The organism is Streptomyces sp. ITFR-6, from assembly GCF_031844725.1.
Lineage (GTDB): Bacteria > Actinomycetota > Actinomycetes > Streptomycetales > Streptomycetaceae > Streptomyces.
This window is the reverse complement of sequence record NZ_CP134612.1, coordinates 4,991,144-5,016,821: the sequence shown is the minus strand read 5'-3', so window position 1 is coordinate 5,016,821 and position 25,678 is coordinate 4,991,144. Positions and strand designations below refer to the sequence as shown.

Annotated in this window: 23 protein-coding genes and 3 pseudogenes; 14 read left to right on the top strand and 12 right to left on the bottom strand. The window is 71.1% G+C overall.

Annotation, left to right across the window (positions count from 1 at the left end; genetic code table 11):
* The first annotated feature begins 70 nt into the window (after nt 1-70).
* Both RLT59_RS22845 and mscL read left to right on the top strand, forming a co-directional pair.
* Nucleotides 71-490: a hypothetical protein gene (locus RLT59_RS22845; RefSeq protein WP_399125915.1), complete on the top strand. Its 420-nt coding sequence runs from the start codon at nt 71-73 to the stop codon at nt 488-490.
* Between the two features lie 123 nt (nt 491-613).
* Nucleotides 614-1,129, top strand: a complete 516-nt coding sequence (mscL, locus tag RLT59_RS22840) for a large conductance mechanosensitive channel protein MscL (protein WP_311305108.1) — start codon at nt 614-616, stop codon at nt 1,127-1,129.
* 5 nt (nt 1,130-1,134) lie between these two features.
* Here the strand turns inward: mscL and RLT59_RS22835 are convergent, their stop codons facing one another.
* From RLT59_RS22835 to RLT59_RS22810, 6 genes and pseudogenes are all read right to left on the bottom strand, one after another.
* Complete coding sequence (locus RLT59_RS22835) at nt 1,135-1,344, bottom strand: hypothetical protein (RefSeq protein ID WP_311305107.1); 210 nt, start codon at nt 1,342-1,344, stop codon at nt 1,135-1,137.
* 111 nt (nt 1,345-1,455) lie between these two features.
* A pseudogene (locus RLT59_RS22830) lies at nt 1,456-1,842 on the bottom strand (hypothetical protein).
* A complete protein-coding gene (locus RLT59_RS22825; protein WP_311305106.1) occupies nt 1,839-2,537 on the bottom strand; it encodes a Rieske (2Fe-2S) protein in 699 nt (232 codons plus the stop codon). Before RLT59_RS22825 ends, RLT59_RS22830 begins: the two are co-directional and overlap by 4 nt.
* On the bottom strand, nt 2,534-3,136 hold the full coding sequence (locus tag RLT59_RS22820) for a 4Fe-4S dicluster domain-containing protein (protein ID WP_311305105.1): 603 nt from the start codon (nt 3,134-3,136) through the stop codon (nt 2,534-2,536). The genes RLT59_RS22825 and RLT59_RS22820 overlap by 4 nt, the downstream gene beginning before the upstream one ends.
* 7 nt (nt 3,137-3,143) lie before the next feature.
* Nucleotides 3,144-5,467: pseudogene (locus tag RLT59_RS22815) on the bottom strand (molybdopterin oxidoreductase family protein).
* Nucleotides 5,464-6,546, bottom strand: a pseudogene (locus RLT59_RS22810) (MFS transporter). Before RLT59_RS22810 ends, RLT59_RS22815 begins: the two co-directional pseudogenes overlap by 4 nt.
* A 213-nt stretch (nt 6,547-6,759) precedes the next feature.
* Here RLT59_RS22810 and RLT59_RS22805 point away from each other — a divergent pair.
* Together RLT59_RS22805 and RLT59_RS22800 are read left to right on the top strand one after the other, a co-directional pair.
* Nucleotides 6,760-7,857, top strand: a complete 1,098-nt coding sequence (locus RLT59_RS22805) for a P1 family peptidase (protein WP_311305104.1) — start codon at nt 6,760-6,762, stop codon at nt 7,855-7,857.
* A 124-nt stretch (nt 7,858-7,981) separates the two neighbouring features.
* Nucleotides 7,982-8,752: a DUF6227 family protein gene (locus tag RLT59_RS22800; protein WP_311305103.1), complete on the top strand. Its 771-nt coding sequence runs from the start codon at nt 7,982-7,984 to the stop codon at nt 8,750-8,752.
* 72 nt (nt 8,753-8,824) lie between these two features.
* On the opposite strand, the gene RLT59_RS22795 is transcribed toward RLT59_RS22800, so the two are convergent.
* The gene (locus RLT59_RS22795) at nt 8,825-10,381 is read right to left on the bottom strand and encodes an MFS transporter (protein ID WP_311305102.1); all 1,557 of its coding nucleotides are present in this window, start codon (nt 10,379-10,381) and stop codon (nt 8,825-8,827) included.
* Nucleotides 10,382-10,443: 62 nt separating this feature from the next.
* On the opposite strand from RLT59_RS22795, the gene RLT59_RS22790 reads away from it, so the two are divergent.
* The gene (locus RLT59_RS22790) at nt 10,444-11,436 is read left to right on the top strand and encodes a helix-turn-helix transcriptional regulator (RefSeq protein WP_311305101.1); all 993 of its coding nucleotides are present in this window, start codon (nt 10,444-10,446) and stop codon (nt 11,434-11,436) included.
* Between the two features lie 106 nt (nt 11,437-11,542).
* On the opposite strand, the gene RLT59_RS22785 is transcribed toward RLT59_RS22790, so the two are convergent.
* On the bottom strand, nt 11,543-12,541 hold the full coding sequence (locus RLT59_RS22785; RefSeq protein WP_311305100.1) for a sigma-70 family RNA polymerase sigma factor: 999 nt from the start codon (nt 12,539-12,541) through the stop codon (nt 11,543-11,545).
* Between the two features lie 147 nt (nt 12,542-12,688).
* Between RLT59_RS22785 and RLT59_RS22780 the strand changes: the two genes are divergently transcribed.
* Together RLT59_RS22780 and RLT59_RS22775 are read left to right on the top strand one after the other, a co-directional pair.
* Nucleotides 12,689-13,192 (top strand): GNAT family N-acetyltransferase, encoded by a 504-nt coding sequence (locus RLT59_RS22780; protein WP_311305099.1) that lies wholly within the window; start codon nt 12,689-12,691, stop codon nt 13,190-13,192.
* 119 nt (nt 13,193-13,311) lie between these two features.
* Complete coding sequence (locus RLT59_RS22775) at nt 13,312-14,415, top strand: questin oxidase family protein (RefSeq protein WP_311305098.1); 1,104 nt, start codon at nt 13,312-13,314, stop codon at nt 14,413-14,415.
* Between the two features lie 33 nt (nt 14,416-14,448).
* Here RLT59_RS22775 and RLT59_RS22770 read toward each other — a convergent pair whose 3' ends face one another.
* Nucleotides 14,449-15,231: a dioxygenase family protein gene (locus RLT59_RS22770; RefSeq protein WP_311305097.1), complete on the bottom strand. Its 783-nt coding sequence runs from the start codon at nt 15,229-15,231 to the stop codon at nt 14,449-14,451.
* Between the two features lie 135 nt (nt 15,232-15,366).
* On the opposite strand from RLT59_RS22770, the gene RLT59_RS22765 reads away from it, so the two are divergent.
* Nucleotides 15,367-15,882: a MarR family winged helix-turn-helix transcriptional regulator gene (locus RLT59_RS22765; RefSeq protein ID WP_199884471.1), complete on the top strand. Its 516-nt coding sequence runs from the start codon at nt 15,367-15,369 to the stop codon at nt 15,880-15,882.
* A 93-nt stretch (nt 15,883-15,975) separates the two neighbouring features.
* On the opposite strand, the gene RLT59_RS22760 is transcribed toward RLT59_RS22765, so the two are convergent.
* Both RLT59_RS22760 and RLT59_RS22755 read right to left on the bottom strand, forming a co-directional pair.
* On the bottom strand, nt 15,976-17,514 hold the full coding sequence (locus RLT59_RS22760; protein WP_311305096.1) for an MFS transporter: 1,539 nt from the start codon (nt 17,512-17,514) through the stop codon (nt 15,976-15,978).
* Between the two features lie 175 nt (nt 17,515-17,689).
* A complete protein-coding gene (locus tag RLT59_RS22755) occupies nt 17,690-18,307 on the bottom strand; it encodes a TetR/AcrR family transcriptional regulator (RefSeq protein ID WP_311307822.1) in 618 nt (205 codons plus the stop codon).
* Between the two features lie 341 nt (nt 18,308-18,648).
* Here RLT59_RS22755 and RLT59_RS22750 point away from each other — a divergent pair, with 341 nt between their 5' ends.
* Nucleotides 18,649-19,926, top strand: coding sequence for a M6 family metalloprotease domain-containing protein (locus RLT59_RS22750; RefSeq protein WP_311305095.1), 1,278 nt, complete (start codon nt 18,649-18,651; stop codon nt 19,924-19,926).
* A 4-nt stretch (nt 19,927-19,930) separates the two neighbouring features.
* On the opposite strand, the gene RLT59_RS22745 is transcribed toward RLT59_RS22750, so the two are convergent.
* Nucleotides 19,931-21,706 carry a class I adenylate-forming enzyme family protein gene (locus tag RLT59_RS22745; RefSeq protein ID WP_399125909.1) on the bottom strand — a complete coding sequence of 592 codons (1,776 nt, stop codon included), beginning with the start codon at nt 21,704-21,706 and terminating at the stop codon, nt 19,931-19,933.
* A 285-nt stretch (nt 21,707-21,991) separates the two neighbouring features.
* Here RLT59_RS22745 and RLT59_RS22740 point away from each other — a divergent pair, with 285 nt between their 5' ends.
* From RLT59_RS22740 to RLT59_RS22720, 5 genes are all read left to right on the top strand, one after another.
* Nucleotides 21,992-22,333: an ArsR/SmtB family transcription factor gene (locus RLT59_RS22740; RefSeq protein ID WP_311305094.1), complete on the top strand. Its 342-nt coding sequence runs from the start codon at nt 21,992-21,994 to the stop codon at nt 22,331-22,333.
* Between the two features lie 68 nt (nt 22,334-22,401).
* The gene (locus RLT59_RS22735; RefSeq protein WP_399126946.1) at nt 22,402-24,042 is read left to right on the top strand and encodes a SulP family inorganic anion transporter; all 1,641 of its coding nucleotides are present in this window, start codon (nt 22,402-22,404) and stop codon (nt 24,040-24,042) included.
* Nucleotides 24,039-24,455 (top strand): pyridoxamine 5'-phosphate oxidase family protein, encoded by a 417-nt coding sequence (locus RLT59_RS22730; RefSeq protein WP_311305092.1) that lies wholly within the window; start codon nt 24,039-24,041, stop codon nt 24,453-24,455. Before RLT59_RS22735 ends, RLT59_RS22730 begins: the two co-directional genes overlap by 4 nt.
* Nucleotides 24,452-24,868: an ATP-binding protein gene (locus RLT59_RS22725; protein WP_311305091.1), complete on the top strand. Its 417-nt coding sequence runs from the start codon at nt 24,452-24,454 to the stop codon at nt 24,866-24,868. Before RLT59_RS22730 ends, RLT59_RS22725 begins: the two co-directional genes overlap by 4 nt.
* A gap of 261 nt (nt 24,869-25,129) precedes the next feature.
* A complete protein-coding gene (locus RLT59_RS22720; protein ID WP_311307820.1) occupies nt 25,130-25,492 on the top strand; it encodes an ArsR/SmtB family transcription factor in 363 nt (120 codons plus the stop codon).
* Nucleotides 25,493-25,678: the final 186 nt, after the last annotated feature.

The following is a 25,678-nucleotide window of genomic DNA, read 5'->3' as shown; positions in this document are numbered from 1 at the left end:
CCCGCCGCTGCGGGTGCGCGGTGGCGGCGGGCACCGGATGTGGCGGGCCGCGTGGCGACGGCGGCGGGCGATGGCCGCAGGACTGGCGCTGACCGCTGCCGCGCTGGCCGCCTCGGGGTTCGGCGGGGGCCGGGACGGCGACGGCGGTACGGGGGCCGAAGCGGCCGGTGCCGCGGCGAGCACGGCCGGGGCGGCGCGGGAGCGGGCTTCGCCGCCGGTCCGCCTGGTATCGGCGCCGGTACGGATCGCGGACGCGGCGACCGTACGGCTGCTGCGGCCCGGAGACCGCGTCGATGTGATCGCCTCCGCGGGGTCCGGGACCGACGCCAGGGTACTGGCGAGGAGCGCGCGAGTGGCCCAGGTGCCGCAGACGTCCGCCGGAGGCCCGACGGAGAACGGGGCACTGGTCGTGCTGTCCGTACCGCGAGCCACGGCCGCCACACTGGCGGGCGCGGGAGCCTCAGCCGGACTTGCGGTGATTCTGTGTTGATTCGAACTGACGGGCCATCATGTCACCCTCAGACTAAGCTTGATTGGGCTGTTTCGCTTTGTACTGCCGTAAGTTGCGGAGGAGTTCACTCCGTTTACGGTACATACGAAGGACGGCTCACCCTTGAGCGAGAAGAAGAAGGCCAATCTGCTGGACGGCTTCAAGGCCTTCCTGATGCGTGGCAACGTGATCGATCTGGCGGTCGCCGTCGTCATCGGCGCCGCGTTCACCAACATCGTGAACGCGATCGTGAAGGGCGTCATCAATCCGCTCGTCGGTGCGTTCGGCACCAAGGACCTGGAGAACTACAGCTCCTGCCTCAAGGACCCCTGCACGACGGACCCGACGACGGGCGAGGCGACCGAGGGGATCCGGATCCTGTGGGGGTCGGTGCTCAGCGCCACTCTCAGCTTCCTGATCACCGCCGCCGTCGTCTACTTCCTGATGGTCCTGCCGATGGCGAAGTACCTCGCCAGGCGCGCGGCCATGCTGGCGGCGAAGGAGGGCGTCCAGGAAACGCTGGAGGTCAGCGAGCTGGAGGTGCTCAAGGAGATTCGCGACGCGCTGGTCTCGCAACGGGGCGGCCCGACGGGCGACAGCCCCGGGGCCGGGGGCTCAGGGGCGGGCGGCCGGGAGTAGCCGGCTCAGATGTGATGGGGCGGCTTGTCGTCGAGGAAGCGGGCCAGGTCGGCGGCGCTGCCGCCGGAGGGGGACCGCTCACCCCAGCCCCGGTCCGTATCGTCCGAGGACTGCTGGTCCAGCGGATCGTCGAAATCCAGTGCCGGCTTCGGCTTCGGCCGGTCCGGCGGGCCCGGCTTCGAATCGCGCGGTCCGGGGGCGGGGGCGGTACTCATGCCTCCAGGGTACGGCCGCCCTCGGGGATACGGCCGCCCTGCCCGATGCGGTCGCCCTCCGGGATACGGCCGCCCTCCGGAGCGTGCCCCCGCTCCGGAGGGTACCCCCGCTCAGCGGTCCTTCGGGTCCAGCGCCCAGAGGCCGAGCACCACGAGGAACGACAGGCACAGGAATCCGCCCCCACCACCACCACCACCACCAGGCGGTGCCGGAGTGGCCCTCCATCCATTCGTCGACGATCACGGTCAGCCCCCAGAGCTGCCCGATGACCACGGTCATGGCAAGGGTCAGCCGGGCCGTGAGCTTAGAGGAGCGTTCCGGCTCCTGGTCGGTGCCGGCCCCGGTCCGGTACGGCGGACGCGGGGGTCGCCGTAACCGCTGGTGGGCCGGATCTGGGGATAGCGCTCGTGGACGGGCCGGTTGAGTTCGGGCCGGGCGCTGCCCGGGTGGTACTCCGGGTAGCGCGGGCCGGGCTCGGGCTGCTGGGCGTCGCTCATGTCCGCCTGCCGGAGGTCTCGGAGTCAGCGGCCCCGGTAGCGTCGGCGCCCGCGTCCGGAGCCTCCGCGCCCCGCTTGGCTCCGGGGCAGCCGATCCGGGAGGCGAGGTCCGGGCGGTCGTCGCCCAGCTGGCGGCAGAGCCCGTGCTCGGCGCTCTCGCCGGAGTACGCGGTGCCCACCGCCCAGACACTGCCGTCGGCCTGCTCGGTGAGCACCACCTTGGGCAGACCGCGAGGCGGCGGACCCGCGGTGACCTCGCCGGTACGGGCGTCGAAGACACCTTCGTGGCAGGGGCAGTACAGCTCGCCCTCGGCTCCCCGGTCCTTCCTCCAGAGCACGGCGCACGCGAGATGGGTGCAGATCGCGGAGTAGCCGACGAGCGTCCCGTCATTGAGTTGGACGGCGACCGCCCGGTCCTCCTCGTCCGGGTAGCGGAAGCCCACGGACTCCCCGGGCAGCAGCTGGGCGCTGACCTTCTTCGGCTGGGGCGCCTTGGCGTCGTCGGGGTCGCCGTGGCGCGGGAGGATGCCGGCGGCGACACCGAGGCCGCCGACGGCGAGCCCGCCGGAGACGGTGGCGACGATCCGCAGGTAGTCGCGCCTGGTGGTGAGGGAGTCCGCGGCGATCCGGTCGTGCAGGGCCTCGCGCGGGTCCCCGGCGGGCGGCGGGGAGGGCGGCTGGTCGGTGACGCTCATCGGCGGACGTCCTTCCCGTTGATCTCCACGACGGGCAGGCCGCCGGGCACCGGCCACTGGACCCGGTCGGCGGGGACGACCATGGCCACGCCGGTACGGACCTCGCTCTCACCGAAGACGAAGGTGTCGGCGACCTGGACGCCGGGGCGCTCGGCCTGGAGCTCCTCGACGGTTCCGTAGAAGAGCGTTCCGGTCGGGCAGACGGTGACGCACATGGGGGCGAGGCCGTAGGCGGTGCGGTCGTAGCAGAAGTTGCACTTCATCTGCAGCTTCGCCTGGAGGTCGATCTTCGGGACACCGAAGGGGCAGGCGTTGACGCAGTTGGCGCAGCCGATGCAGCGGGTCGTGTCGGCCTGCTGCACCACCCCGTCGGCGGTCACCAGGATCGCGTCGGCGGGACACACCTCGGCGCAGGGGGCGACGGGGTCCTCACAGTGCATACAGACCGTGGGAAGGGAGGCGACGGACTGGCCCTCGTCGGTGTAGTCGAGGTGGATCATCGACTTGCCCCGGTGCGAGTCGCACTCGCGGCAGGCGGAGACACAGGCCTGGCAGCCGATGCAGCGCCCCGGGTCGATAAAGATCGTTCTGCCCATCATGCGGGCATCAGCTCCTCTCCGAGGTGCCGCGGCCCCGCGGCGAGCTGGGCGGCAGCGGGTCGGTGCGGGAGACCTGGGTCTCCGGGTAGGCGACATGGCCCGGCGCGACCGGGGGCGCGGGGACCACGTCGATGGCCGCCGCGTGCTCGATGCGGCAGGCGCAGACCTTGTACTCCGGGATCTTGGAGCGGGGGTCCAGGGCGTCGATGGTCAGCGCGTTGGCGGCGGTGGGGACGGGCCAGTGGTACGGGATGAAGACGGTGTCGGGGCGGATCGCCTCGGTGACCAGGGCGGGGAAGACCTCGCTGCCGCGCCGGGTGACGACGCGGACCGGTTCGCCGTTGCGGAAGCCGTGGGAGGGGTGGATCTCGGCCCAGGGGCGCGGGGTCTGCTCGACGAGGGCGCCCAGCCGGCGGGTCTGGTTGCCGGAGAGGAAGTGCGCGACGGTGCGTCCGGTGGTGAGGGACATGGGGTGCTCGTCGTCGTACGGGTCCATCGGCGGGTGCCAGTCGACGACCTGCAGATGGATCTTGCCGTCGGGGTGGTAGGTCCTGCCGTCCTCGAAGAGGCGGGGCGTGCCCGGGTGGTCGGTGGAGGGGCAGGGCCAGGCGATGCCGCCCGTCTCCTCCAGCCGCTCGTAGGTGATGCCGTAGTAGTCGTTGACGGTGCCGGCGGAGGCGATCCGCAGTTCGTCGAAGACCTGGCGGGAGTCGGTGAAGGCGAATTTGTCGCCCGCGCCGAGGCGTTCGGCCAGTTCGCACATCACCCAGGTGTCGGTCCGTACGCCGGGGGCGGGTCCTGGGCCTTGTTGTGCTTGACCACCCGGGCCTCGGCGTTGGCCATCACCCCTTCGTCCTCTGCCCAGGTGGTGACGGGGAAGACGACATGCGCGTTGGCAGCGGTCTCGGAAAGGAAGAAGTCGAATTGAGCGTGGAACTCTGTCGCGTCGTACCCCTCCTTGACCACCTTGTAGTTGGGGAGGGAGACGAACGGGTTGTTGCAGATGCCGATCAGCCCGCGGATCTCACGGCGCTGCATCTGCCAGACCATTTCCATCATCGAGGTTCCGGCGGGCGGGAGTTCGGACTCCTCGATGCCCCAGATCTCGCAGATCTGCCGGCGGTGCTCCTCGTTCATGATGGAGCGGCCGCCGGGCAGCAGATCGGACTTCTGGCCGTGCTCGCGGCCGCCCTGCCCGTTGCCCTGGCCGGTGAGGGTGCCGTAGCCGGCGCCGGGCTTGCCGATGTACCCGGTGGCGGTGCAGAGGTTGATCACGGTGAGGCAGTTCCCGACGCCCTGCGAGTGGTGCTCGATGCCCCGGGCGTGCCAGGCCATGGCCTTGGGGGCGCGGGCGAAGGTGCGGGCGACCTGGGCGATCTGTTCGGCGGGGACCCCGCAGATCCCGGCGGACCTGGCCGACGGGTACTCGGCGGCCTTGGCCTTCACCTCCTCCCAGCCGGTGGCGTGGGCGGCGAGATAGTTCTCGTCGGTGAGCCCCTCCTCGATGACCACGTTCAGCACGGCGTTGAAGAACGCCGAGTCGGTGCCGGGTTTGAGGGCGACGTGGATGTCGGCGGTCCGGGCGATGGCCGTTTCGCGAGGGTCGATGACGATCAGGCTGGCCCCTCGGTCCCGGGCGCCCCAGACGTACTGGGTCATCACGGGGAAGCACTCACCGACGTTGGAGCCCGCGATCAGCAGGCAGTCGGTGAGCAGGATGTCGGAGAAGGGGTTGCCCGCCCGGTCGATGCCGAAGGTGAGCTTGTTGGCGCCTGCGGCGCTGACCATGCAGAGCCGGCCGTTGTAGTCGACGTGCCGGGACTTGAGGGCGACCCGGGCGAATTCGCCGACCAGATAGGTCTTCTCGGAGAACAGGCTGGCCCCGCCGAGCAGCCCGAAGGCGTCGTTTCCGTGGGTCTGCTGGATGTGCTTGATCTCGGCGACGGTGAAGTCGAGTGCCTCGTCCCAGGAGACCTCGCGGAAGTCCTCGTCGCGGGAGCGGCGCATGAGCGGGGCGGTGAGCCGGTCGGGGTGGTTGACCTGCTGGTAGGCGTTGATGCCCTTGGGGCACAGCCGCATCCGGTTGATGTCGTGGTTGCGGGGCTCGACGTTGAAGACCTTCCCGGCCCGGTCGACGCGGAGATACATCCCGCACTGGACACCGCAGAAGCAGCAGTGGGTGGGGACGAGCGTCTCGCCGTTCTGGTCGGCGTGCCACTGGTCGGCGGGGATGCCGCCCGCGTCCCGGAAGGCGCGGGTGCCCGGCGGCGCGAGGGAGGGGTCGAGGGGGACGAGCGCCCGGGGGCCGGCCGCTCGGGGGTCCGCGGTCAATTGAAGCCCTTCTTCACCTGGGAGAGATAGGCACTGCCGCGCAGCACCCGCTTGCAGCGCGGGCAGTACTCGGCCCACGCGTCGAAGTCGAGGCTGAGGTCGCGCATGGTGCCGCGGAGGTTCTCGACGTACGGGGCGGTGTCGATGGGCTCCTCGCAGCGGCGGCAGCCGAAGACCTCCTGGTCCTGCCGGCCGGTGTACTTGAAGAGCTGCATGCCGACGGCGGCGGGCCGCTGGACGATGTGGAAGAACTTCCCGAACGGGATGTAGATGAGAGTGAAGACCACCGAAACCATGTGGAGGATCGCCAGGAACTCGTATCCGCCGCCGTGCAGGAAGATCGAGGAGAAGGTGAGCAGCAGCCCGGTGACGGCGATGACGATGAGCGCGATCAGCGGCACCAGGTCGTAGGCGAACCGCTGGCCCGTCATGGCGCCCCGGTCCTTCATCCGGCGCCACAGGAAGTAGGAGGCGCCCGGGATGACGAGGACGGCGGCGATGTCCAGGCCGTGGAACATCAGCCAGCCGAGGACGTTCAGGGAGTCGAACCCGATGATCTTGAATCCCCAGATACGCATCTCGTAGCCGGGCCCGGAGCCGCTGCCCGAGGTGAAGGTGAACCAGCCCCAGGTCAGCGGGAAGGTGATCAGGGAGGCGAGGACTCAGCCCCAGAAGATCAGCTGGTGGGCGGCCCAGCGGGCGTGGGAGCAGGCTCCGAGGAACTTCTGGAAGCCGAGGTAGGTGGCGATCATCTTCGGCAGGGCGGTGGGGGCCTTGCGGAAGTTGGCCACCGAGAAGAGGCTCCCCCAGCCCTTCTTGAACAGCCGCCGGGCCCCGGGCGCGGAGACCCAGACCGTGTAGCGGTAGGCCACGCCGAAGGCGAGGAAGACGGTGGCCACGGCGTAGGGCAGGAGGGCCGAGTCGAAGTTCTCCAGGAGCCTGCTGCCCAGCACGATCGCGATGACGAGCAGGAGGGAGACGATGACGCCGGCCGCGGTCGCGCGGGCGGCGGCGGACCGGGTGCCCGTGGGCGCGAGGCGGGCGAGCCTGTCGGCAGAGGGCTCTGGTGGCTCGGTCACCCCGCCACCGTAGGGACATAAAGGAGTGTTAGTCCTGTTTTGCGGCGCTACGGGGTGAGCGCGTCGCCGTGGGACGACACCCGGATGCCCAGGCACTCTCTCCGCCCTCCCGCTCTCCCTCCCTCGCGGGTAGGTTCACCCCGTACCGCCCGCCACGCCGCACCGCCCGCCACGATGACGCCCCCGCGACGATCACGACCCCGAGGAGCACGGATGGACGCGCTGACCGATGTTGCCGGGATCCGGGTGGGGCACGCCTCGCTCGCGGGCCGGGGCGCGCTCAGCGGCACCACCGTGGTCCTCGCCCCCGAGGGCGGTGCGGTCGCCGCCGTCGACGTGCGGGGCGGCGGCCCCGGCACCCGGGAGACGGACGCGCTCGACCCGCGCAACCTGGTGCAGCGCATCGACGCCGTGGTGCTGACCGGGGGCAGCGCGTACGGGCTCGACGCGGCGTCCGGGGTGATGGCCTGGCTGGAGGAGCAGGGGCGCGGCGTGCGGGTCGGCGCCGATCCGGCGCAGGTCGTCCCGGTGGTACCGGCGGCATGCGTCTTCGACCTGGGCCGGGGCGGTGACTGGCGGGCCCGTCCGGACGCGTCGACCGGCCGGGCCGCCGTGGAGGACGCCGCGCGCACGGAGCCGGGGTCGGCGGTCGCCGAGGGGTGCGTCGGCGCGGGCACGGGCGCGGTCGCCGGTCAGCTGAAGGGCGGGGTGGGGACGGCGAGCGCCCTGCTGCCGTCCGGCATCACGGTGGGTGCGCTGGTCGTGGTGAACGCGGCGGGCTCTGTCCTCGACCCCCGTACCGGGGTGCTGTACGGGGAGTACGGAGCCGCCGAACCGGCTGTCGCCCCCGCGCCGGAGGTCCACCGCACGGCGCGACAGCGCCTCGCACAGGCGCACGACGCGAACGCGCGCCCCCCGCTCAACACCACGCTCGCCGTCGTCGCGACGGACGCCGACCTCAGCCGGGCACAGGCGCAGAAGCTCGCGGGCACCGCCCACGACGGGCTGGCCCGCGCCATCCGGCCCGTGCATCTGCTGACCGACGGGGACGCCGTCTTCGCGCTGGCCACCGGCGGACGGACCCTGGACCCGGCGAACCCGATCGCGCTCAATGACCTGCTCGCGGCGGGTGCGGAGACCTTGACCCGCGCCATCGTGAAGGCCGTGCGGGCGGCCACGGGAGTCAACGGCCGCGAGGGCGGCGGCACCTATCTCTCGTACAGCGACCTCTACGGCACTCAGCCCCATCCGCGACGCACGGAGGGCGACGGCGCCCCCGCGGCCGACTCACCCTCCGCACAAGGAAGTTAGGGCAAAACGCCGGGAACCTTCTGCGTGCGCCGTACGTTTTGCTGAACCCCGGTCACGATGTCAGACCCAGGGACTACGTTAAGCACGCATCGGGTAACACGCGGCGACGGCCTGGAGAAGCACCTTGAGCGATCCGTACGAGACAACCGAGCAGCACCTCGAACGACTCCTGCGACGGGCTCTCAACTCGTTCGACCTGCCCGACAGTACGGTCGAGCGGCTCGGCTCGGCCCTCGCCCACAGCAGTTCCCTGCACTCCTCGCACCACAGCTCGACGCTGCACCGCGAGACGTACCGGCATACCTATCTGCTGTCCGACGGCAGCCCGTTCACGCTCTGGGAGCTGGTGCACTGCGGTCAGCGGGACCCGGAGGGCCCCCGCTGCGGCTCGCGGCCCGGCGACCGGCAGCACGAGCTGTACGACGACGAGGCCGATGTGCACATCGCCGCGGCCCGCCTCGCCGGCGGCTTCCGCGACGCCCCGGTCTTCGGGGACGAGGGGCCGCAGGGCGACCTGGAGATCCTCACGGCCCTGATGGCGGCGCCCCCGGCCCCGCTCCCCCGGATGTACGCCCCGGACAACTCCGCGGACCACGCCCGCCGCGTGCTGCGCCGCGCGGAGAACGGTGACGTCCCCGGCGAGGAGACCGCCCAGCTGCTGCGGGCCGCCTTCGCCCACCACATCACCCAGATCTTCGGCCGCCAGTGCCAGGTGGACGGGCGGGACGCGGGCTTCACCCTGTACGAGCACGCCTTCCTGCTCCTGGACGGCAGCGAGACGAGCCTGTGGGAGGTCGAGCACACGGCGACGCCGGACGGCCGCCACATGTGCGAGGTGTACGCCGACGAGGAGACGGCGCGCGGCGCGATGGAGAGCCGTACGCGCATCTGCTGAACCCGCGCGGAACGTGAGCGGTGCCCGCACCCTCTGGGGGGGGTACGGGCACCGCTCGCGTTCTCCGTCCGCTCAGTGCGTGAGCACGGGCTCGTCGGCAGGTTCGGAAGGTCCGGCGGGGAAGGCGGCCCCGGCCGCCTCTTCGCCGCCCTCCACGTGCTGCTTCGGCCGGGCCGGCAGCGCGAACATCAGCAGGAAGATGGCGGCGAGCACACCGGCCACCCACCACAGCGAGTGCTCGAAGGCGTCAGCGAACGCCGGGCCCAGCTGCGCGGGCGTGAGCCGGTCACCGATGGCCCCGAAGAAGATCACCGAGACGAGCGCGAGCCCCAGCGCGTTGCCCATCTGCTGCACGGTGTTGAAGAGCCCGGAGGCGGAGCCGGAGTGCTCCCTGGGCACCTCGGACAGCACCGCGTCGGCCAGCGGGGCGACGATCAGGCCCATCCCGAGCCCCATCACCACCAGCGGCAACGCCATCTGCCAGGAGGTGATCCCCATGCCGTAGCGGTCGGACTCCCAGATGTAGAGCAGCAGACCGGCGATCATCAGCAGCGCCCCCGCCTGGAGGACCTTGCGCCCGAAGCGCGGCACCAGCTTCTGTACGGAGATCCCGGCGGCGACCGAGACGGCGACCGAGAACGGGATACCCGTCGTACCGGCCCGCAGCGCGCTCCAGCCGAGCCCCTCCTGCATGTACAGCGTCCAGACCAGGAAGAAGATGCCGAGGCCGACACCGAAGGTCAGCTGCACGGCGATACCGGCGGCGAAGCTCTTGACCCGGAACAGCGACAGTTCGACCAGCGGCGAACCGTCCCGGCGCGCCTTCCGCCGCTCGAAGAGCACGAGCACCAGGAACACCACGAGGCTGCCGGCCATCGACAGGTAGCCCCAGAGCGGCCAGTCCAGCTCCTCGCCACGGGTCAGCGGGTAGATCAGCATGAGCATCCCGACCGTCACCAGCACCACGCCGATCAGGTCGAGGCGCAGCGCCCTGGGCGCCTTGGACTCGGTGATGAATCTGCGGCCCAGGATCAGTCCGGCGATGCCGACCGGCAGGTTGATCAGGAAGATCGGGCGCCATTCGAGACCGGCGATGTTCCACTCGGTGAGCAGCGCGCCCAGCAGCGGCCCGGACACGGCGCCGAGGCCGACGATCGCACCGAAGAGGCCGAAGACCTTGCCGCGCTCGTGCGCCGGGAAGGTGGCGTGCACGATCGACAGCACCTGCGGGACCATCAGCGCGGCCGTGCCGCCCTGGAGGATGCGGGAGGCGACCAGCATCTCCGGGTTGGCGGCGAGTCCGCACAGCGCGGAGGCCACGGTGAAGCCGCCGATCCCGATGAGGAACAGCCGCTTGCGGCCGTAGATGTCACCGAGCCGGCCGCCGGTGATCAGCCCGGCGGCGAACGCCAGGGCGTATCCGGCGGTGATCCACTGGATCGAGCTGAACGAGGCACCGGTGTCACGCTTGATGCTCGGGATGGCGATGTTGACGATCGTGACGTCGACCAGGTCCATAAAGGCCGCGGTCATCACGATGGCCAGCGCGAACCACCGGCGGCGGTCCGAGGCGTCCGGGGGTACCGCGGCGGCAGCTGTCCCGGACGACTGGGGTGCGGAAGAAGTCATATGAAGAAGTTAAATGCCCATTAGGTCAGCTCGTGACCCAATGGGTCGGCATCCTGGGTGACATGACCGACACCCCGGCACGACTGCTGAATCTGCTGTCACTGCTCCAGACGCCGCGCGAGTGGCCGGGCAGTGAACTCGCGGACCGTCTCGACGTCAGCCCGCGCACCATCCGCAGGGACATCGACCGCCTCCGCGAACTGGGCTACCCGGTGGAGGCGTCGCGCGGTGCGATCGGCGGCTACCGGCTGGTGGCGGGCACGGCCATGCCGCCGCTGCTGTTGGACGACGAGGAGGCGGTGGCCATCGCGGTGGGGCTGCGGGCCGGGGCCGGTCACGCCATCGAGGGCGTGGACGAGGCCTCCGTCCGGGCGCTGGCCAAGCTGGAGCAGGTGCTGCCCTCGCGGCTGCGTCACCGGGTCTCCGTCCTCCAGAACGCGACGGTGCCGCTGACCCGCGGGGACGGGGCGACGATCGACCCGCAGACGCTCACCGTGATGGCGTCCGCGGTCACCGGGCGGGAGCGGCTGCGGTTCGCCTACCGGGCGGGGGACGGCGCCGAGACGCGGCGGCAGGTCGAGCCGTACCGCCTGGTGAGCACCGGGTGGCGCTGGTATCTGGTCGCGTACGACCTGGAACGGGAGGCCTGGCGCACCTTCCGGGTCGACCGGGTGAGCGATCCGTATCCGACGGGGTCCCGCTTCACGCCCCGGGAGCTGCCCACCGGCGACGCGGCGGAGCTCCTCGGCAGATCGATGGCACGCATCAGGCCGGAGCTGGCGATCGACGTGAGCTTCGCGGCTCCGGCGGAGTTCGTCACCTCGCGGCTGCCCGCCTCGATCGGCCCGCCGGAACCGACCGGTGAGCACAGCTGCCGGCTGCGCGCGGCGCTGTCGGACTCGCTGGAGTGGGTCGCGGTGCGCCTCGCCCTGGTCGACTGCGAATTCACCGCGCACGGGCCGCCGCAGCTGGTGGCATATCTGGACGACCTGGGCGGCAGACTCACCCGCGCGGCACAGTCGTCGGCCGCGCAGTCAGCGCCGCAAGGAGGATGAGCCCGGAGAAAGGGATGAGCCCCGGCGCCAGGGGGGGGTGGGCGCCGGGACTCAGCTCAGGGGGCCGCGATGAAGTGGCCCAATTCGGAGGTTACTGGACTTGGGCTCACGCCGCAGCGTCAAAGCCCGTGTCGTGAGCCATTCGCTTCAGTTCGAGCAGCGCGTGCTTCTCGATCTGGCGGATTCGCTCCCGGGTCAGCCCGTGCTGCTTGCCCACCTCGGTCAGCGTCCGCTCACGGCCGTCCTCGATTCCGTACCGCATCCGGATGATGGAGGCGGTGCGGTTGTCGAGCCTGCCGATCAGCTCCTCCAGCTCCTCGCTGCGCAGCAGTGTCATCACCGACTGCTCGGGGGACACCGCCGAGGTGTCCTCCAGGAGGTCTCCGAACTGCGTGTCGCCGTCGTCGTCCACGGACATGTTCAGTGAGACCGGGTCACGGGCCCAGTCCAGCACGTCACCGACACGGGATGTCGTGGAATCGAGCTCGGCGGCGATCTCCGCGTGCTCCGGGTCGCGCCCGTGCTCGCGGTTGAACTCGCGCTGCACCCGGCGGATCCGGCCGAGCTCCTCCACCAGGTGGACGGGGAGCCTGATCGTGCGCGACTGGTCGGCTATCGAGCGGGTGATGGCCTGCCTGATCCACCACGTGGCGTACGTGGAGAACTTGAAACCCTTGGCGTAGTCGAACTTCTCGACCGCACGCACCAGGCCCGCGTTGCCCTCCTGGATCAGGTCGAGCAGGGGAAGCCCGGCCCGCGGATACCGGCGGGCGACGGCGACCACGAGGCGGAGGTTGGACCGGATGAATACGTCCTTGGCGCGCTCGCCGTCGGCGACCAGCGCCTCCAGCTCCTCGCGCGAGGCACCGCCGGCATCGCTCTCCACCACGCCGTCCAGGATCCGCTGCGCGAAGACGCCCGCCTCGACGGTCTGCGACAGCTCGACCTCCTTGGCGGCATCGAGCAGCGGCGTGCGCGCTATCTCGTCCAGATACATGCCGACCAGGTCGCGATCGGCGATCTCCCCGCCCACGGCGCGAACACTGCTTGCCCGGTTGGTCCCGCCGGTGGAGGACGGACGTCGGGCGACGGCACGGGTTGCCATGCGTGCTCCTTGCTGAGTAGGTCGCGACACCCTTTCGGGTGCCCAGCTTCCGATGGAAACAACGACTGGAATCCGGACAGAATTCCCATGCCTGGCATTCATTTTCGCGATCATGCAGTACCCTGTCGCGCCACCAAGGGAGGGCACATGACACAGATAGACACAAAGGCGCAGGTCAGGCCTGGTACCGAGGGCGACCTGGAAGCCGTCACCGATATCTACAACCATTACGTGCGTGAGACCGCCCTCACATTCGACACGGCTCCCTTCACTCCGGGTCAGCGTCTGCCCTGGTTGCGCGACGCGTCGGGTGCCGGTGGCCCGACTCCCCGGATTCTGGGGTACGCCACCAGCAGCGCGTTCCGCCCCAAGGCGGCGTACTCCACGTCCGTCGAGGTGAGCGTGTACTGCGCGCCCGGCGCCGCCGGGCGCGGCATCGGCACCCTCCTCTACACGGCGCTCTTCGAGGCACTGGCCGACGAGGACCTGCACCGGGCGTACGCCGGCATCACCCAGCCGAACGAGGCCTCGGTCCGGCTGCACGACCGCTTCGACTTCCGGCACCTCGGGACGTACGCGGAGGTCGGCCGGAAGTTCGGCCGGTACTGGGACGTCGCCTGGTACGAGAAACACCTGGGGCCCTCGGCCTAGTCCCGGCCGGGTACCTCCCTAGGACCTGGGCCGGGGCCCGCCCTAGGACCGGAGCCGTGGGTCTCCCTAGGTCCGCAGCCCGTTACGGAGAGCGGTCGCGGTGCCTAGCGTGATGCGGCATGGACGACACGACGCGCACCTCACCCGACACCTCCGGCACGCTCGACGAGGCACTGGAGCGGCTTCACTCCTTCGGCCCCGAGCGGGGCGGCTGGCTGAGCAACCACGCCCCGATGGCGGTCGAGGCTCTGGTGCACCACGGCCAGGCGCCCGGCGTGCACCGCCGGCTGGACCACTACCGGGCGAAGCTGGAGGACATGCCGGACCGGTTCACCGAGGTGACCCCGGACAACTGGCGCGAGGCCCTGGGCGACCCCCGCCGCATCGCCGACTGGACGGCGTACTTCGAGCGGGAGACCGCGGACCGGCCCTGGCGCGAGGTCCTCGCCGAGTGGTGGCCCCGGCTGCTCCCCGGCATCGCGGCCGGTGCCACGCCGGTGATCCGGGTCGGCCACTGCGTGCGCACCCTGCTGGCCTCCGGCGAGAACGCGCCCCGCGTCGCGGAGCTCGCCCACGGCCTCGGCTACTGGGCGGCCCGCCACCAGCCGCTGCCGCCGCTGGCCCCGCTCGCCCCGGCGAGTGGCGCGGCCGCCGCGCTGGACGCCGTGGAGCGGGTGCCGGACCAGAGCGGCGGCATCCGGGAACGGCTGGGACAGCTCACCGGGTTCCCGGTATGGCCGCCCCGGCCCGTGACCGACACCGGTCCCGCCCGCACCCGGCCCGTGGCCGACACCGACCCCGCCGACCCCCGGCCCGCGACTGCCCCGGATCTCGCCCGTGCCCGGCTGGAGGAGCTGGTGGGCGCCGCGACCCACCGGTACGCGGCACACGCGCACGGCTCGCCGGTCATGCTGGTGCACGCGGCGACCGCGCCCAACGCCGTACTGCGTACACTGCCCGCGCTCCCCCGGGAGCTGTGGGCGCCGAGCCTGGACGCGGCGTGGGCGGCCAGTGCGGCGGTCACCGCCGCGTACACCCCCGCCACGCCCGCAGAGCACCCGGCCGCGCCGGAGGGGCTGAGCCCCGAGGAGGTCTTCGCGCGGGCCGCCGCACACGGCAACGACCACACCATCAAGTTCACCGACACCGCGCTGGACGTCGGCGGCCCGGCGGCGCTGGCCGCCGCGCTCCGCTCGATCGAGCTGATCACCGCGGAGCTCTGAGCCCGGCGGGCGGGACCGCCTGCGGAACAAGCCCTACCCGTACTGGAGCGAGCGCTTGGCCAGCCCCATCCAGAACCCGTCGATCACGCTGCGCCCCTGGTCGAGCTCCTGCTCTGCGGCGCCCAGGGTCACGAAGAGCGGGGCGAAGTGCTCGGTGCGCGGGTGGGCGAGCCGGCCCGCCGGGGACTTGTTCTCGAAGTCCAGCAGCGCGTCGACGTCCTGCGCCTGGAGTGCGCGGCTCCCCCAGTCGTCGAACTCCGCCGACCAGCCGGGGGTGCCGCCGCCCGGATGCCGCAGGGCGGCCAGGTTGTGGGTGAAGAAGCCGCTGCCGACGATCAGGACGCCCTCGTCGCGCAGCGGCGCGAGCTTGCGGCCGATGTCCATCAGCTTCTGCGGATCCAGCGTCGGCATGGAGATCTGCAGCACCGGGATGTCGGCCGCCGGGAACATCTCCACCAGCGGGACGTACGCCCCGTGGTCGAGGCCCCGGTCCGGGATGTCCTGGACCGGCGTACCGGCGCCGCGCAGCAGCTTGCGCACGCTCTCGGCGAGCCGCGGTGCGCCGGGCGCGGCGTACCGCACCTGGTAGTAGTGCTCGGGGAAGCCCCAGAAGTCGTAGACGAGCGGGATCGTCTCGGTGGCGCCGAGGGCGAGCGGGGCCTCCTCCCAGTGCGCCGAGACCATCAGGACGGCGGTGGGCCGGGGCAGCCCGGCGGACCAGGCGGCCAGTTCTCCGGGCCAGACCGGGTCGTCGGCCAGCGGCGGGGCGCCGTGGGAGAGATAGAGGGCGGGCATGCGCTCCGCGGTGACTGTCATGACACTCCCCATCCACTGCTGCTCAAGGTAAGTCTTCTGGTGGAACGTTCAGAAGGAATACTTCTTTAACCTTCAAGTTCCTACCTTCGGAGACCTTAGCTCCTATTAGTTCAACTTTCAAGAAAAGGTCGTACAGTGGAGTACATGACCACGGCATCCACCGGTGAGCAGACGCGCTGGCTCACCGACGAAGAACAGAGCGTCTGGCGGGCATACCTCCACGCCGCCACGCTCCTGGAGGATCATCTCGACCGCCAGTTGCAGCGCGATGCCGGTATGCCGCACATCTACTACGGGCTGCTCGTCCAGCTCTCCCAGGCACCCCGCCGTCAGAAGCGGATGACCGAGCTGGCCAAGGACGCCAAGATCACCCGCTCCCGGCTCTCGCACGCCGTCGCCCGGCTGGAGAAGAGCGGCTGGGTGCGCCGCGAGGACTGCCCGTCCGACAAGCGCGGCCAGAACGCGGTCCTCACCGAAGAGGGCCACGAGATGCTCCGCCGCTCGGCACCGGGCCACGTCAGCGCCGTACGCCAGGCACTGTTCGACCGCCTCACCCCCGAACAGGTGCGCTCGCTCGGGGAGATCATGCGGGTCGTCGCGGCCGGGCTGCAGCCGGAGGACGCGGACGCCGACCTGCCCTGGCTCCGCTGACCCACCCACCCACCGCACGCACCTCTGCCCCGGTTCCGTCCGACGGAACCGGGGCAGAGGCCTGTGCGGTGACTCAGCGCGCCGCGCGGTGACTCAGTGGGCGACGACCGGAATCCGGACCTCGTCCTCGACACCGTCGGCCGAACCGGTACCGGTGCCGGTACCACCGGACGTCGTGGTCGTCGAGGGGCGGCCGGCGTTGACGAAGGTCGCCGCGATCGCGGAGGCCACCACCAGGATGCCGACGGCCCACCAGATGGCGCCGGTGAAGCCGTGCACCATCGACTGGAGCTTCAGCTGCTCCGGGTCGGTGGCGCCGAGCGCGGCGTGCGAGGTGGCGTACGCCGTGGCGGCGGAGGCGGCGATGGTGTTGAGCAGCGCCGTACCGATGGCACCGCCGACCTGCTGCGAGGTGTTGATCATCGCGGAGGCGACACCCGCGTCACGCGGCTCGATGCCGTGCGTGGCCAGCGACATGGCGGGCATGAACGCCGTACCCATGCCGAGACCCATCAGGAGCTGCCCCGGCAGGATGACCGCGGCGTAGGACGAGTCGACCTGCAGTTGGGTGAGCAGCAGCATGCCGACGGCGGCGGTCAGGAAGCCGGGACCCATCAGCATCCGGGCCGGGACCCGGGTCATCAGCCGGGCACCGATCTGCGTCGAACCGGTGATCATGCCCGCGATCATCGGGAGGAAGGCGAATCCGGTCTTGATCGGCGAGAAGCCCTGGACGACCTGCAGGTAGTACGTGAGGAAGAGGAACAGCCCGAACATCGCGATGACGCCGAGGCCCAGCGAGAGGTAGACGCCGCCGCGGTTGCGGTCCATCAGGACGCGCAGCGGAAGCAGCGGGGACTTGACCTTGGACTCGGTCAGGACGAAGGCCAGCAGCAGCACGCCGGAGGCGACGAACGTACCGATGGTCAGCGCGTCCGACCAGCCGCTGGACTCGGCGCGGGTGAATCCGTACACCAGCGAGACCAGACCCAGCGCGGACAGGACGACGCCCGGGATGTCGAGCGAGGACCGGTTACGGCCGCCGGCCGGCTCGCGGATCACGAAGTAGGCGCCCAGGGCCGCGACGACCGCGAAGGGGATGTTGACGAAGAACGTCCAGCGCCAGTTCAGCGTCTGGGTGAGGAACCCGCCGAGGATCAGGCCGACGGCGCCACCGCCACCGGCGATCGCACCGTAGATGCCGAACGCCTTGGCACGCTCCTTGGCGTCGGTGAACATCACCGCGAGCAGCGAGAGGGCCGCGGGGGCGAGCAGGGCGCCGAAGACACCCTGGAGCGCGCGCGAGCCGAAGAGCATGCCCTGGTTCTGGGCCGCTCCACCGAGCGCGGAGGCCAGCGCGAAGCCGATCAGACCGACCACGAAGGTGCGCTTACGGCCCCAGAGGTCGGCGATCCGGCCTCCGAAGAGCAGCAGTCCGCCGAAGGCGAGGGCGTAGGCCGTGATGACCCACTGCTTGTTGGCATCCGTGATGCCCAGGTCCGTCTGGGCGTGCGGCAGCGCGATGTTCACGATCGTGGCATCGAGCACGACCATCAACTGAGCGAGCGCGATGAACGCCAGCGCTTTCCAGCGACTCGGGTCAGGGAGTCGGATATCAGCTGTTTTTGACATGGGAGTAGCCACCTAAGGGCGCGTTCGGGCGCGCGAAGTCATGAACCGTGAACCGGACCGTGAACCGTGGATGCGGTGAGGGCCCGTAAGGGTGAGGGTCGGGAAGAAAGGGGTGGGGTGATCGGGGCGGGCGGACGCGCGGCCGGGCAGCCGTCTCAGGAGCCCGGCACGCCGGTCAGGTCCGGCGCCGCAGGTCCTCCATGGTCGCCGCCGTGCCGGGCAGGACGGACCGGGCCGGGGCCTCCAGTCCGTCCAGGAACAGCTGGAGGTGGCGGTGGGTGAACCGGTCGATGCTCATGCAGGCGATGCCTGGCAGCGGCCGGGTGAGCTGGGAGAGGGCGACCAGTACGTCACCGACGGCGATGTCGGTACGCAGGCGCCCCGCGGACATGGCACGCCCGACGAGTCCTTCGACGGCCTCTTCGAGGCGCCGCCGCTCGGCGAGAAGTTCGGGGTGGTCCTTGTCGAAGCCGCCGGACAGCATCGGGCACAGTGCCCCGATCCGTTCGTCGGCCGCCGCGTGCACGAAGCGGCTGAGCGCGACGAAGGGGTCTCCCTCTTCGTTCGCGGCCTCCTCCGCCCGCTCGGTGGTGCGGGAGGTGACCGCGAGGACGACCTCACGGGTCAGTGCGGCCCGGTCCGGGAAGTTCCGGTAGAGCGTGGCGTTGCCGACGCCCGCGCGGCGGGCGACCTCGTCGAGCGGCACGTCCGGCCCGAACTCGACGAACATCTCGCGCGCGGCCGTCACGATCCGCTCCCGGTTGCGCAGCGCGTCGGCCCGCGGGCGGGGCATACGCGGCTGCGCGGTTCCGGTGACCGCGGGGGTGACGGTGTCCACGACGGCGCTCCTTCTCTTCCGGTGGTTCTTTCCGGTGGCGGTTGGTACCTGCGTTACTCCGGCGACCTCTCCGCGTAACCGGGGACCGCCTCCCCGTTTCGCGGGGACACGAGTGCAAACGGGGAAACGGTCCCCGGTTATTTCCCGGCCCGATGCGACCTGAGTCACACCATGCGGAAACGGGAGAATCCCACCCCTTCGGCGCACCCAACGCGCGGCCCCGCAGCACCCGGCAGAGGCTGATCGACAGAGCGCAGCCAGGGTCGGCCGGCTGCCGCGGCCCCGAAGGCGCCTTCATGCAGCAGCCCCGCCACCGGCTACGCAACCACCGCCACCCGGTCGTTTTTGGCGCGGCAACAGCCCTGGTCATCGCGGCACTGGCCTCGGCCAGCAGCACGCTCCCCCTCCCCAGCCGGGCCTCGGCCGGTTCGGTGTCCAGCACCGGCACCGCCGGGATCGGCCCCTGCCGGATATCGGCGTCCATGGGCGTACAGATGTCGGAGGGCATGCCGACCCAGCCGGGCTACGCCCGCTCCACCGGCCAGATCCACGCGCTCAACCTGATGGTCGACTTCCCGGACGCGCCGGGCACGGAGCCGGCCATGGACCGGCTCGCGGAATTCTTCCCGCAGACCACCGACTGGTTCCGCACCAGCTCGTACGGACGGCTCACCTACGTGCCGGAAGCCCCGGTGAAGTCTTGGCTCCGGATGCCGCTGCCGTTCTCGGGCTACGGGATCGAGCGCGGCTCACCGTACGAACCGGGCTACCGCCATCTCGTCCAGGACATCGTCGCCGCCGCCGACCCGAAGGTGGACTTCAGCGCGTACGACCTGGTCAACATCCTCGTCAGCCCGAACGCCGGGCCCTCCGCCCTGGACACCGTGCTCTCCGTGACCTTCTCGGGCAACGACGACGCCCCGTACGCGGACGGCGTGCCGCTCCCCAACACGTCCTTCGTCTACAGCCGGCAGGACGACGGCTCTGGCTCGTACGCCCAGACCGGATACCGCGTCCTGCCGCACGAGAACGGCCACGTCTTCGGCCTCCCGGACCTCTACACGATGGAGGGCGGCGGCTCGGTCGGGCACTGGGACATCATGTCCGAGGACTGGGGCGCCAATAACGACCTGCTCGGCTGGCACAAGTGGAAGCTCGGCTGGCTGGACAACAACCAGATCAGCTGCGCCTCGCGGACCGGCACCAGCGACCACGTACTGGAGCCGCTGGCCGGCAGAGGCGGTACGAAGCTGGCGTTCGTGCCGCTGAGCGCGGAGTCCGGCTACGCGGTGGAGGTACGGACCCAGGCGGGCAACGACCAGGCCGTCTGCCGTCCTGGCGTACTGATCTACAAGGTGAGCTCGGACGTCGACACCGGCCAGGGCCCCATCTCCGTCGCGGACAGCACCAAGGACAGCAGTGGCTGCACCCGGCTGCCCAACGTGCACGCGGAGCTCTCCGACGCCCCGTTCCAGCCCGGCCAGACCTTCACCGACCGGGCCACCGGGATACGCATATCGGTGGTCGACAAGGACTCCAAGGACGACTACCGGATCCGGATCACCCGCCCCTGACCCCTCACCCCCCGGCCCCTGTCCCTGTCCCCCGGATCTCCTCCTCGACGGGTCCGCGCAGCTCGCGCTTGAGGATCTTCCCGGTGGCGTTGCGGGGCAGCTGCTCCCCGGACACCAGCACATGGGCCGGGACCTTGAACGCGGCCAGGCTCCGGGCCACATGCGCCCGCAGCTCCTCTGCCGTGGCCACGGCGCCGGGCCGGAGCCGTACCACCGCGGCGACCTCTTCACCCAGCACCGGATGAGGGACACCTAGAACCGCCGCGTCCTCGACATCCGGGTGGCCGTGCAGCACGCCCTCGACCTCGACGCAGTACACGTTCTCACCGCCCCGGATCACCATGTCCTTGATCCGGTCGACGACATCGACCCGGCCCTCGTGGACCACCGCCAGGTCCCCGGTACGGAACCAGCCGCCGCTGAACGCCCGCGCCGTCGCCTCCTCGTCCTGCCAGTAGCCCCGGACCAGCGCCTGTCCGCGCAGCCACAGCTCGCCGACCTCGCCCTCGGGCAGCTCCTCGCCCGCCGGACCGGCGATCCGCACCTCTGTGGTGGGGGTCGGGCGGCCGACGCTGCCGGGATGCGCCCGGTACTCGGCACCGAAGTTCGCCAGGACGCCGCCGCTGGTCTCGGTCAGCCCGTACCCGTTGCGCGGCTCGATCCGCTCCCCGTAGCGGGCGGTCAGCCGGGCCACCAGATCCGGCGGGGCGGCGGCCCCGCCGGTGTTGAGCATCTGGAGGCTCGCCAGCCCGTCCTCCTCCCCGGCGGCCGAGGCGAGCAGCTGGAGCGCGGTGGCCGGCACCCCGGCGTAGTGCGTCACCCCGTGCTCGCGGATCAGCCGCAGCGCTTCCTCCGCGTCCCACTTGCGCATCAGCACGAGGGCGCCGCCGGCCGACATCGCGGCGTAGAAGCTGGTGAACGCGGCGACGTGGAAGAACGGGAACGTGAGCAGGGTGACGGGCGCCGGTCCCTGTCCGGGGATGACGCCCCGGCCGAGCGCGGAGGCCGCCGCGTGGAACCGGGGGTTGCGCGCGGCACCCGCCTGGGCGAGGTGGGTGGCGACGGCGCCTTTGGGCCTGCCGGTGGTGCCGGAGGTGTAGATGATCGTCGCGTCGTCCTCGGGCCGGATCCCGACCTCGGGCGGTGCGGCGTACGGATCGGGCTCGGGCAGGTCCGCGTACCACTCGATCCCGTCCACCGGCTCCGCGCCGAGGGCCCCGCGCTCCTCGTCACGGAAGACGATGACGCGCGCCCCGGAGTCACGGGCCCAGTCCGCGACCCGCGGCAACCGCTCCCCGTCGACCAGGAGCACCCGGGGCCCGCAGTCGTCGAGCGCGTACCTGAACTCGTCCCCGGTCCACCAGGCGTTCAGCGGTACGGCGACCAGCCCGGCCAGCTGGGCCGCCCAGAAGGCGATCTGCCACTCCGGATGATTCCGCATCGCCACCACGGCCCGGTCCCCCGGCCGCAGCCCGTACTCCTCGCTCAGCCGGCACGCCAGCGCGGAGGCCGCGGCGAAGAACTCCCCGTACGTATAGCAGCGTTCCTCCGAGATCAGGAACGGCTGGTCGCCGAACGCCCAGGTGGTCTCGACGAACTCACGGAGCGTCCCGGGCCCGTCCGCGTACACGAGCGCCCCCGCCTGCGGCCCGTCCTCGGCACGCACGACGGCGAACGGCCCCCCGGGCCCGGTCAGCGCGGCCGCCACCCGTTCTGCTCGGGCCGCCGCCCGGTCGGGCTCGGCGGCGGGGGTGGCTGGAGTCTGGTCGGGGTGCGGCACGAACGACCTCTCTAAGCGCTTGCTCAGGGCTTTCGTGACGCTATGCCCACGCCCGCACCCCGTCAAGGGACCCAGCGCACCGCGTCCCGCATCCCGCGTCCCGCAGGAGGGCGAGCCCCACCAGCATCACCAACCCCACTCGCAATACATGAATTGCAAAACTCTGCAATTCACTACATGCTGTGCTGGCTGTGCTGTGCTGGCTGTCTCCGCAAACGGTCGCGGACACAGCACAGCACCAGGCAATGCCTCGGGTGCCCAGGGTGATGAGGAGTGCTGGAAACCATGCCGGTCCCGCTGTACCAGGCCAAAGCCGAGTTCTTCCGCATGCTCGGGCACCCCGTCCGCATACGCGTGCTGGAGCTGCTGCAGGACGGGCCGATGCCGGTGCGGGGGCTGCTCGCGGCGATCGAGGTGGAACCCTCGGCACTGTCCCAGCAGCTGGCGGTGTTGCGGCGCTCCGGCATCGTCACCTCCACCCGGGAGGGTTCGACAGTGGTGTACGAACTGGCGGGCGGGGACGTGGCGGAGCTGATGAGGGCCGCGCGGCGGATCCTGACCGAGATGCTGGCCGGGCAGAACGAGCTCCTGGAAGAGTTGCGGGAAGCCGAGGTCGCCACCCGTTGACTACCTTCCCTGCCCGCTCCTGGGGCCGCGTCTCCGCTCTGCTGCCCGCCCGTGCCGACTTCGCCGTCATGGCCCGCAACCCGCGCCGCGACCTGCTCGCCGGTCTCACCGTCGCCGTCGTCGCACTGCCGCTCGCCCTCGGATTCGGCGTCTCCTCCGGCCTCGGCGCCGAAGCCGGGCTCGCGACCGCGGTGGTGGCGGGCGCCCTGGCCGCGCTGTTCGGCGGCTCCAACCTCCAGGTGTCCGGCCCCACCGGCGCGATGACGGTCGTACTGGTGCCGATCGTCGCCCGGTACGGGCCCGGCGGGGTGCTGACCGTCGGGCTGATGGCCGGTGTCCTGCTGATCGTGCTCGCGCTGCTGAGGGCCGGCCGCTACATGCGCTATGTCCCGGCCCCGGTGGTGGAGGGCTTCACTTTTGGCATCGCCTGCGTCATCGGCCTCCAGCAGGTGCCCAACGCGCTCGGGGTCGCCGAGCCGGAGGGCGACAAGGTCCTGGTGGTGGCCTGGCGCGCCGTCGAGGAGTTCGTGCGGGCGCCGAACTGGACCGCCGTCGCCCTGGCGGCCGCGGTCGCGGCCGTGATGCTGCTCGGTGCCCGATGGCGCCCCACCGTCCCGTTCTCCATCGTCGCGGTCATCACCGCCACCCTTGCCGCCCAGCTCTTCCACCTGGACGCGGCAGCCCCGATCGGCGAGCTGCCCGCCGGGCTGCCCGCCCCCTCGCTGGCCTTCCTCGACCTGTCCGCGATGGGTTCGCTGCTCGCCCCGGCCGTGGCGGTCGCCGCGCTGGCCGCACTGGAGTCACTGTTGTCGGCGACGGTCGCGGACGGGATGACAGTGGGCCAGAAGCACGACCCGGACAGGGAACTCTTCGGGCAGGGCATCGCAAACCTGGCCGCGCCGCTGTTCGGCGGCGTCCCCGCGACGGCCGCCATCGCCCGTACCGCCGTCAATGTCCGTACCGGCGCGGGCTCCCGGCTGGCCGCCTTGGCCCACGCCGCCGTCCTCGCGGTGATCGTGTTCGCCGCCGCCCCGCTGGTCTCCAGGATCCCGCTGGCCGCACTGGCCGGGGTGCTGCTGGCCACCGCGATCCGGATGGTGGAGGTCGGCGCACTGCGCGCGATGGCCCGCGCGACCCGCTCGGACGCGATCGTGCTGGTCCTGACGGCTGTCGCCACACTGGCCCTGGACCTCGTCTACGCGGTGATCATCGGCTTGGCCGTCGCGGGCGCCCTGGCCCTGCGGGCCGTCGCGAACCAGGCCCGCATGGACCAGGTCGACTTCGAGGCCGACATGCCCGGCGAGCACAGTGCCGAGGAGCACGCCCTGCTCACGGAGCACATCGTCGCCTACCGGATCGACGGGCCGCTGTTCTTCGCCGGCGCCCACCGCTTCCTCCTCGAACTGTCCGAGGTCGCCGACGTGCGGGTGGTCATCCTGCGCATGTCACGGATCACCACGATGGACGCCACCGGGGCCCTGGTCCTCAAGGACGCCGTGGAAAAGCTGAACCGGCGCGGCATCGCCGTACTGACCTCCGGGATCCGCCCCGGTCAGCGACGCGCCCTCGAATCGGTCGGCGCGCTGGACCTGCTGCGCAGGGAAGGCCGTGAATACGCCACCACACCGGAGGCCATCGCCGGGGCCCGCGCACACCTTCACCACGCCGGAGTTCTGCCCGCCCCCGTCACCGAAGAGGCTCCCCGATGACTACTCCCACCGCGCGCCACATGGTCGAGGTCTCCGGTACCGAAGCCCTGTGGCTGCTGAAGAGCGCGGCCCAGGGGCGGCTGTTGTACGTCCAGCGCGAGCAGCCGGTCCTTCGCCCTGCCGTCCACGTCCTGGAGTACGGGCGTCTGATCGTCCGCACTCCCGCCCAGGCCGCCGCCCTGTCCCTGAGGACCTCGCTCACCTACCAGTCGGACGAGATCAAGGTGGCCGGCGGCACCGGCTGGACCGTGACGGTCACGGGCCCGGCCGAGGTGATCACCGACCTGGACGAGGCCGCTCACTACCGTCGTACGCTGCCCGGCTGGGCACACGGCCCACACGACACCCTGGTGCGCATCAGCCCGCAGACAGTGACCGGGTTCCGCCTGGCCCACACCGAGTCCGCCCGGTGAGCACCCAGCTCGAATCCCTGCCGCTGCGACACGTACTGACCCTGCCCGCGATGGGCTCAGCGGTACGGATCGCCCGTGAGACCACCGAACAGGTCCTGACCGAATGGGGCATCAGCAGACACCATCCCACTGTGGACCCGGCGCTGCTCATCCTGTCCGAGCTGGTCACCAACAGCGTCCAGCACGCCGCGCCGGTCTCCCCGACCGTCACCGTCATCTACGCCGCCGGCACGGACACGTTCGCGTTCGCCGTGCACGACCGCCACCCCTGCCAACCCTCCCTGTTCACCGCGGCCACCAGCAGTGGGCTGGGCACCGTCATCGAACTCACCCTGGGACTGGGCGGTACCGCAGTCGTCCGGGGCGATGCGGACGGCCAGGGCAAGAGCATCTGGATCGCCCTCCCCCTGTGACAGACCGAGGCAGCACGGGATGACCAGGAGGGCGGCGCTACCCCACCCCGCCCCGGGGCGGTCGGGGCGGTCGAGACTTCCCCTCTGCGGCTTCGTAATTGCCCTTCTTGGCAATTACGAAGGTCATCATGCGGACGCGAGGACGCGAGGACGCGAGGATGTCCCCATGACGAAGAGTTTTGGGTGGACGCGATGCGCCCCGCACACACGACAGCGGCCGTCCGGCACCCCTGCGGCCTCCACGGGCGCGGGGCGGGCGTGGTGAGCGCGCCGCTCTACCAACTGAAGGCGGAGTTCTTCAAAACCCTCGGCCACCCGGTCCGCATCCGGGTGCTGGAACTCCTCAGCGAGCGCGAACACGCGGTCTCCGAAATGCTCACGGAGGTGGGCGTCGAAGCAGCCCACCTCTCCCAGCAGTTGGCCGTACTGCGCCGGGCCAACCTCGTCGTACCCCGCCGCGAGGGCTCGGCCGTCCACTACTCTCTGGCCAACCCGCAGGTGGCCGAACTCTTGCGGGTGGCAAGGACGATCCTGTCCGGAGTGCTGGCGGGCCAGGCCGAGTTGCTGGCCGACCTCCAGGCCGACGAGCCCGAGACCGCGCCCCGGCAACGCCGGTCGTCCTAGATGCCCGAACCTCTCTCACACACCGGCCGGCGACTTGAGGTGGCCGAGGTGAACCAATTGCCGCCCGGTTCGCCGACCGGAACCAGTGGTGCGGCCACCGGGGGTGGACCACGGCAACAAGGACACCCTCCGCAGGCCACCCCACCCGGCCCACCCCCGGGGCAAGATCCCCAGCCCGCCCCACAC

Coding starts and splice junctions, on each gene's coding strand:
- RLT59_RS22845 (WP_399125915.1), top strand. CDS start 71: ATGGCCGCAGGACTGGCGCTGACCGCTGCCGCGCTGGCCGCCTCGGGG.
- RLT59_RS22835 (WP_311305107.1), bottom strand. CDS start 1,344: ATGAGTACCGCCCCCGCCCCCGGACCGCGCGATTCGAAGCCGGGCCCG.
- RLT59_RS22825 (WP_311305106.1), bottom strand. CDS start 2,537: ATGAGCGTCACCGACCAGCCGCCCTCCCCGCCGCCCGCCGGGGACCCG.
- RLT59_RS22820 (WP_311305105.1), bottom strand. CDS start 3,136: ATGATGGGCAGAACGATCTTTATCGACCCGGGGCGCTGCATCGGCTGC.
- RLT59_RS22805 (WP_311305104.1), top strand. CDS start 6,760: ATGGACGCGCTGACCGATGTTGCCGGGATCCGGGTGGGGCACGCCTCG.
- RLT59_RS22795 (WP_311305102.1), bottom strand. CDS start 10,381: ATGACTTCTTCCGCACCCCAGTCGTCCGGGACAGCTGCCGCCGCGGTA.
- RLT59_RS22790 (WP_311305101.1), top strand. CDS start 10,444: ATGACCGACACCCCGGCACGACTGCTGAATCTGCTGTCACTGCTCCAG.
- RLT59_RS22785 (WP_311305100.1), bottom strand. CDS start 12,541: ATGGCAACCCGTGCCGTCGCCCGACGTCCGTCCTCCACCGGCGGGACC.
- RLT59_RS22780 (WP_311305099.1), top strand. CDS start 12,689: ATGACACAGATAGACACAAAGGCGCAGGTCAGGCCTGGTACCGAGGGC.
- RLT59_RS22775 (WP_311305098.1), top strand. CDS start 13,312: ATGGACGACACGACGCGCACCTCACCCGACACCTCCGGCACGCTCGAC.
- RLT59_RS22770 (WP_311305097.1), bottom strand. CDS start 15,231: ATGACAGTCACCGCGGAGCGCATGCCCGCCCTCTATCTCTCCCACGGC.
- RLT59_RS22760 (WP_311305096.1), bottom strand. CDS start 17,514: ATGTCAAAAACAGCTGATATCCGACTCCCTGACCCGAGTCGCTGGAAA.
- RLT59_RS22755 (WP_311307822.1), bottom strand. CDS start 18,307: ATGCCCCGCCCGCGGGCCGACGCGCTGCGCAACCGGGAGCGGATCGTG.
- RLT59_RS22750 (WP_311305095.1), top strand. CDS start 18,649: ATGCAGCAGCCCCGCCACCGGCTACGCAACCACCGCCACCCGGTCGTT.
- RLT59_RS22740 (WP_311305094.1), top strand. CDS start 21,992: ATGCCGGTCCCGCTGTACCAGGCCAAAGCCGAGTTCTTCCGCATGCTC.
- RLT59_RS22735 (WP_399126946.1), top strand. CDS start 22,402: ATGGCCCGCAACCCGCGCCGCGACCTGCTCGCCGGTCTCACCGTCGCC.
- RLT59_RS22730 (WP_311305092.1), top strand. CDS start 24,039: ATGACTACTCCCACCGCGCGCCACATGGTCGAGGTCTCCGGTACCGAA.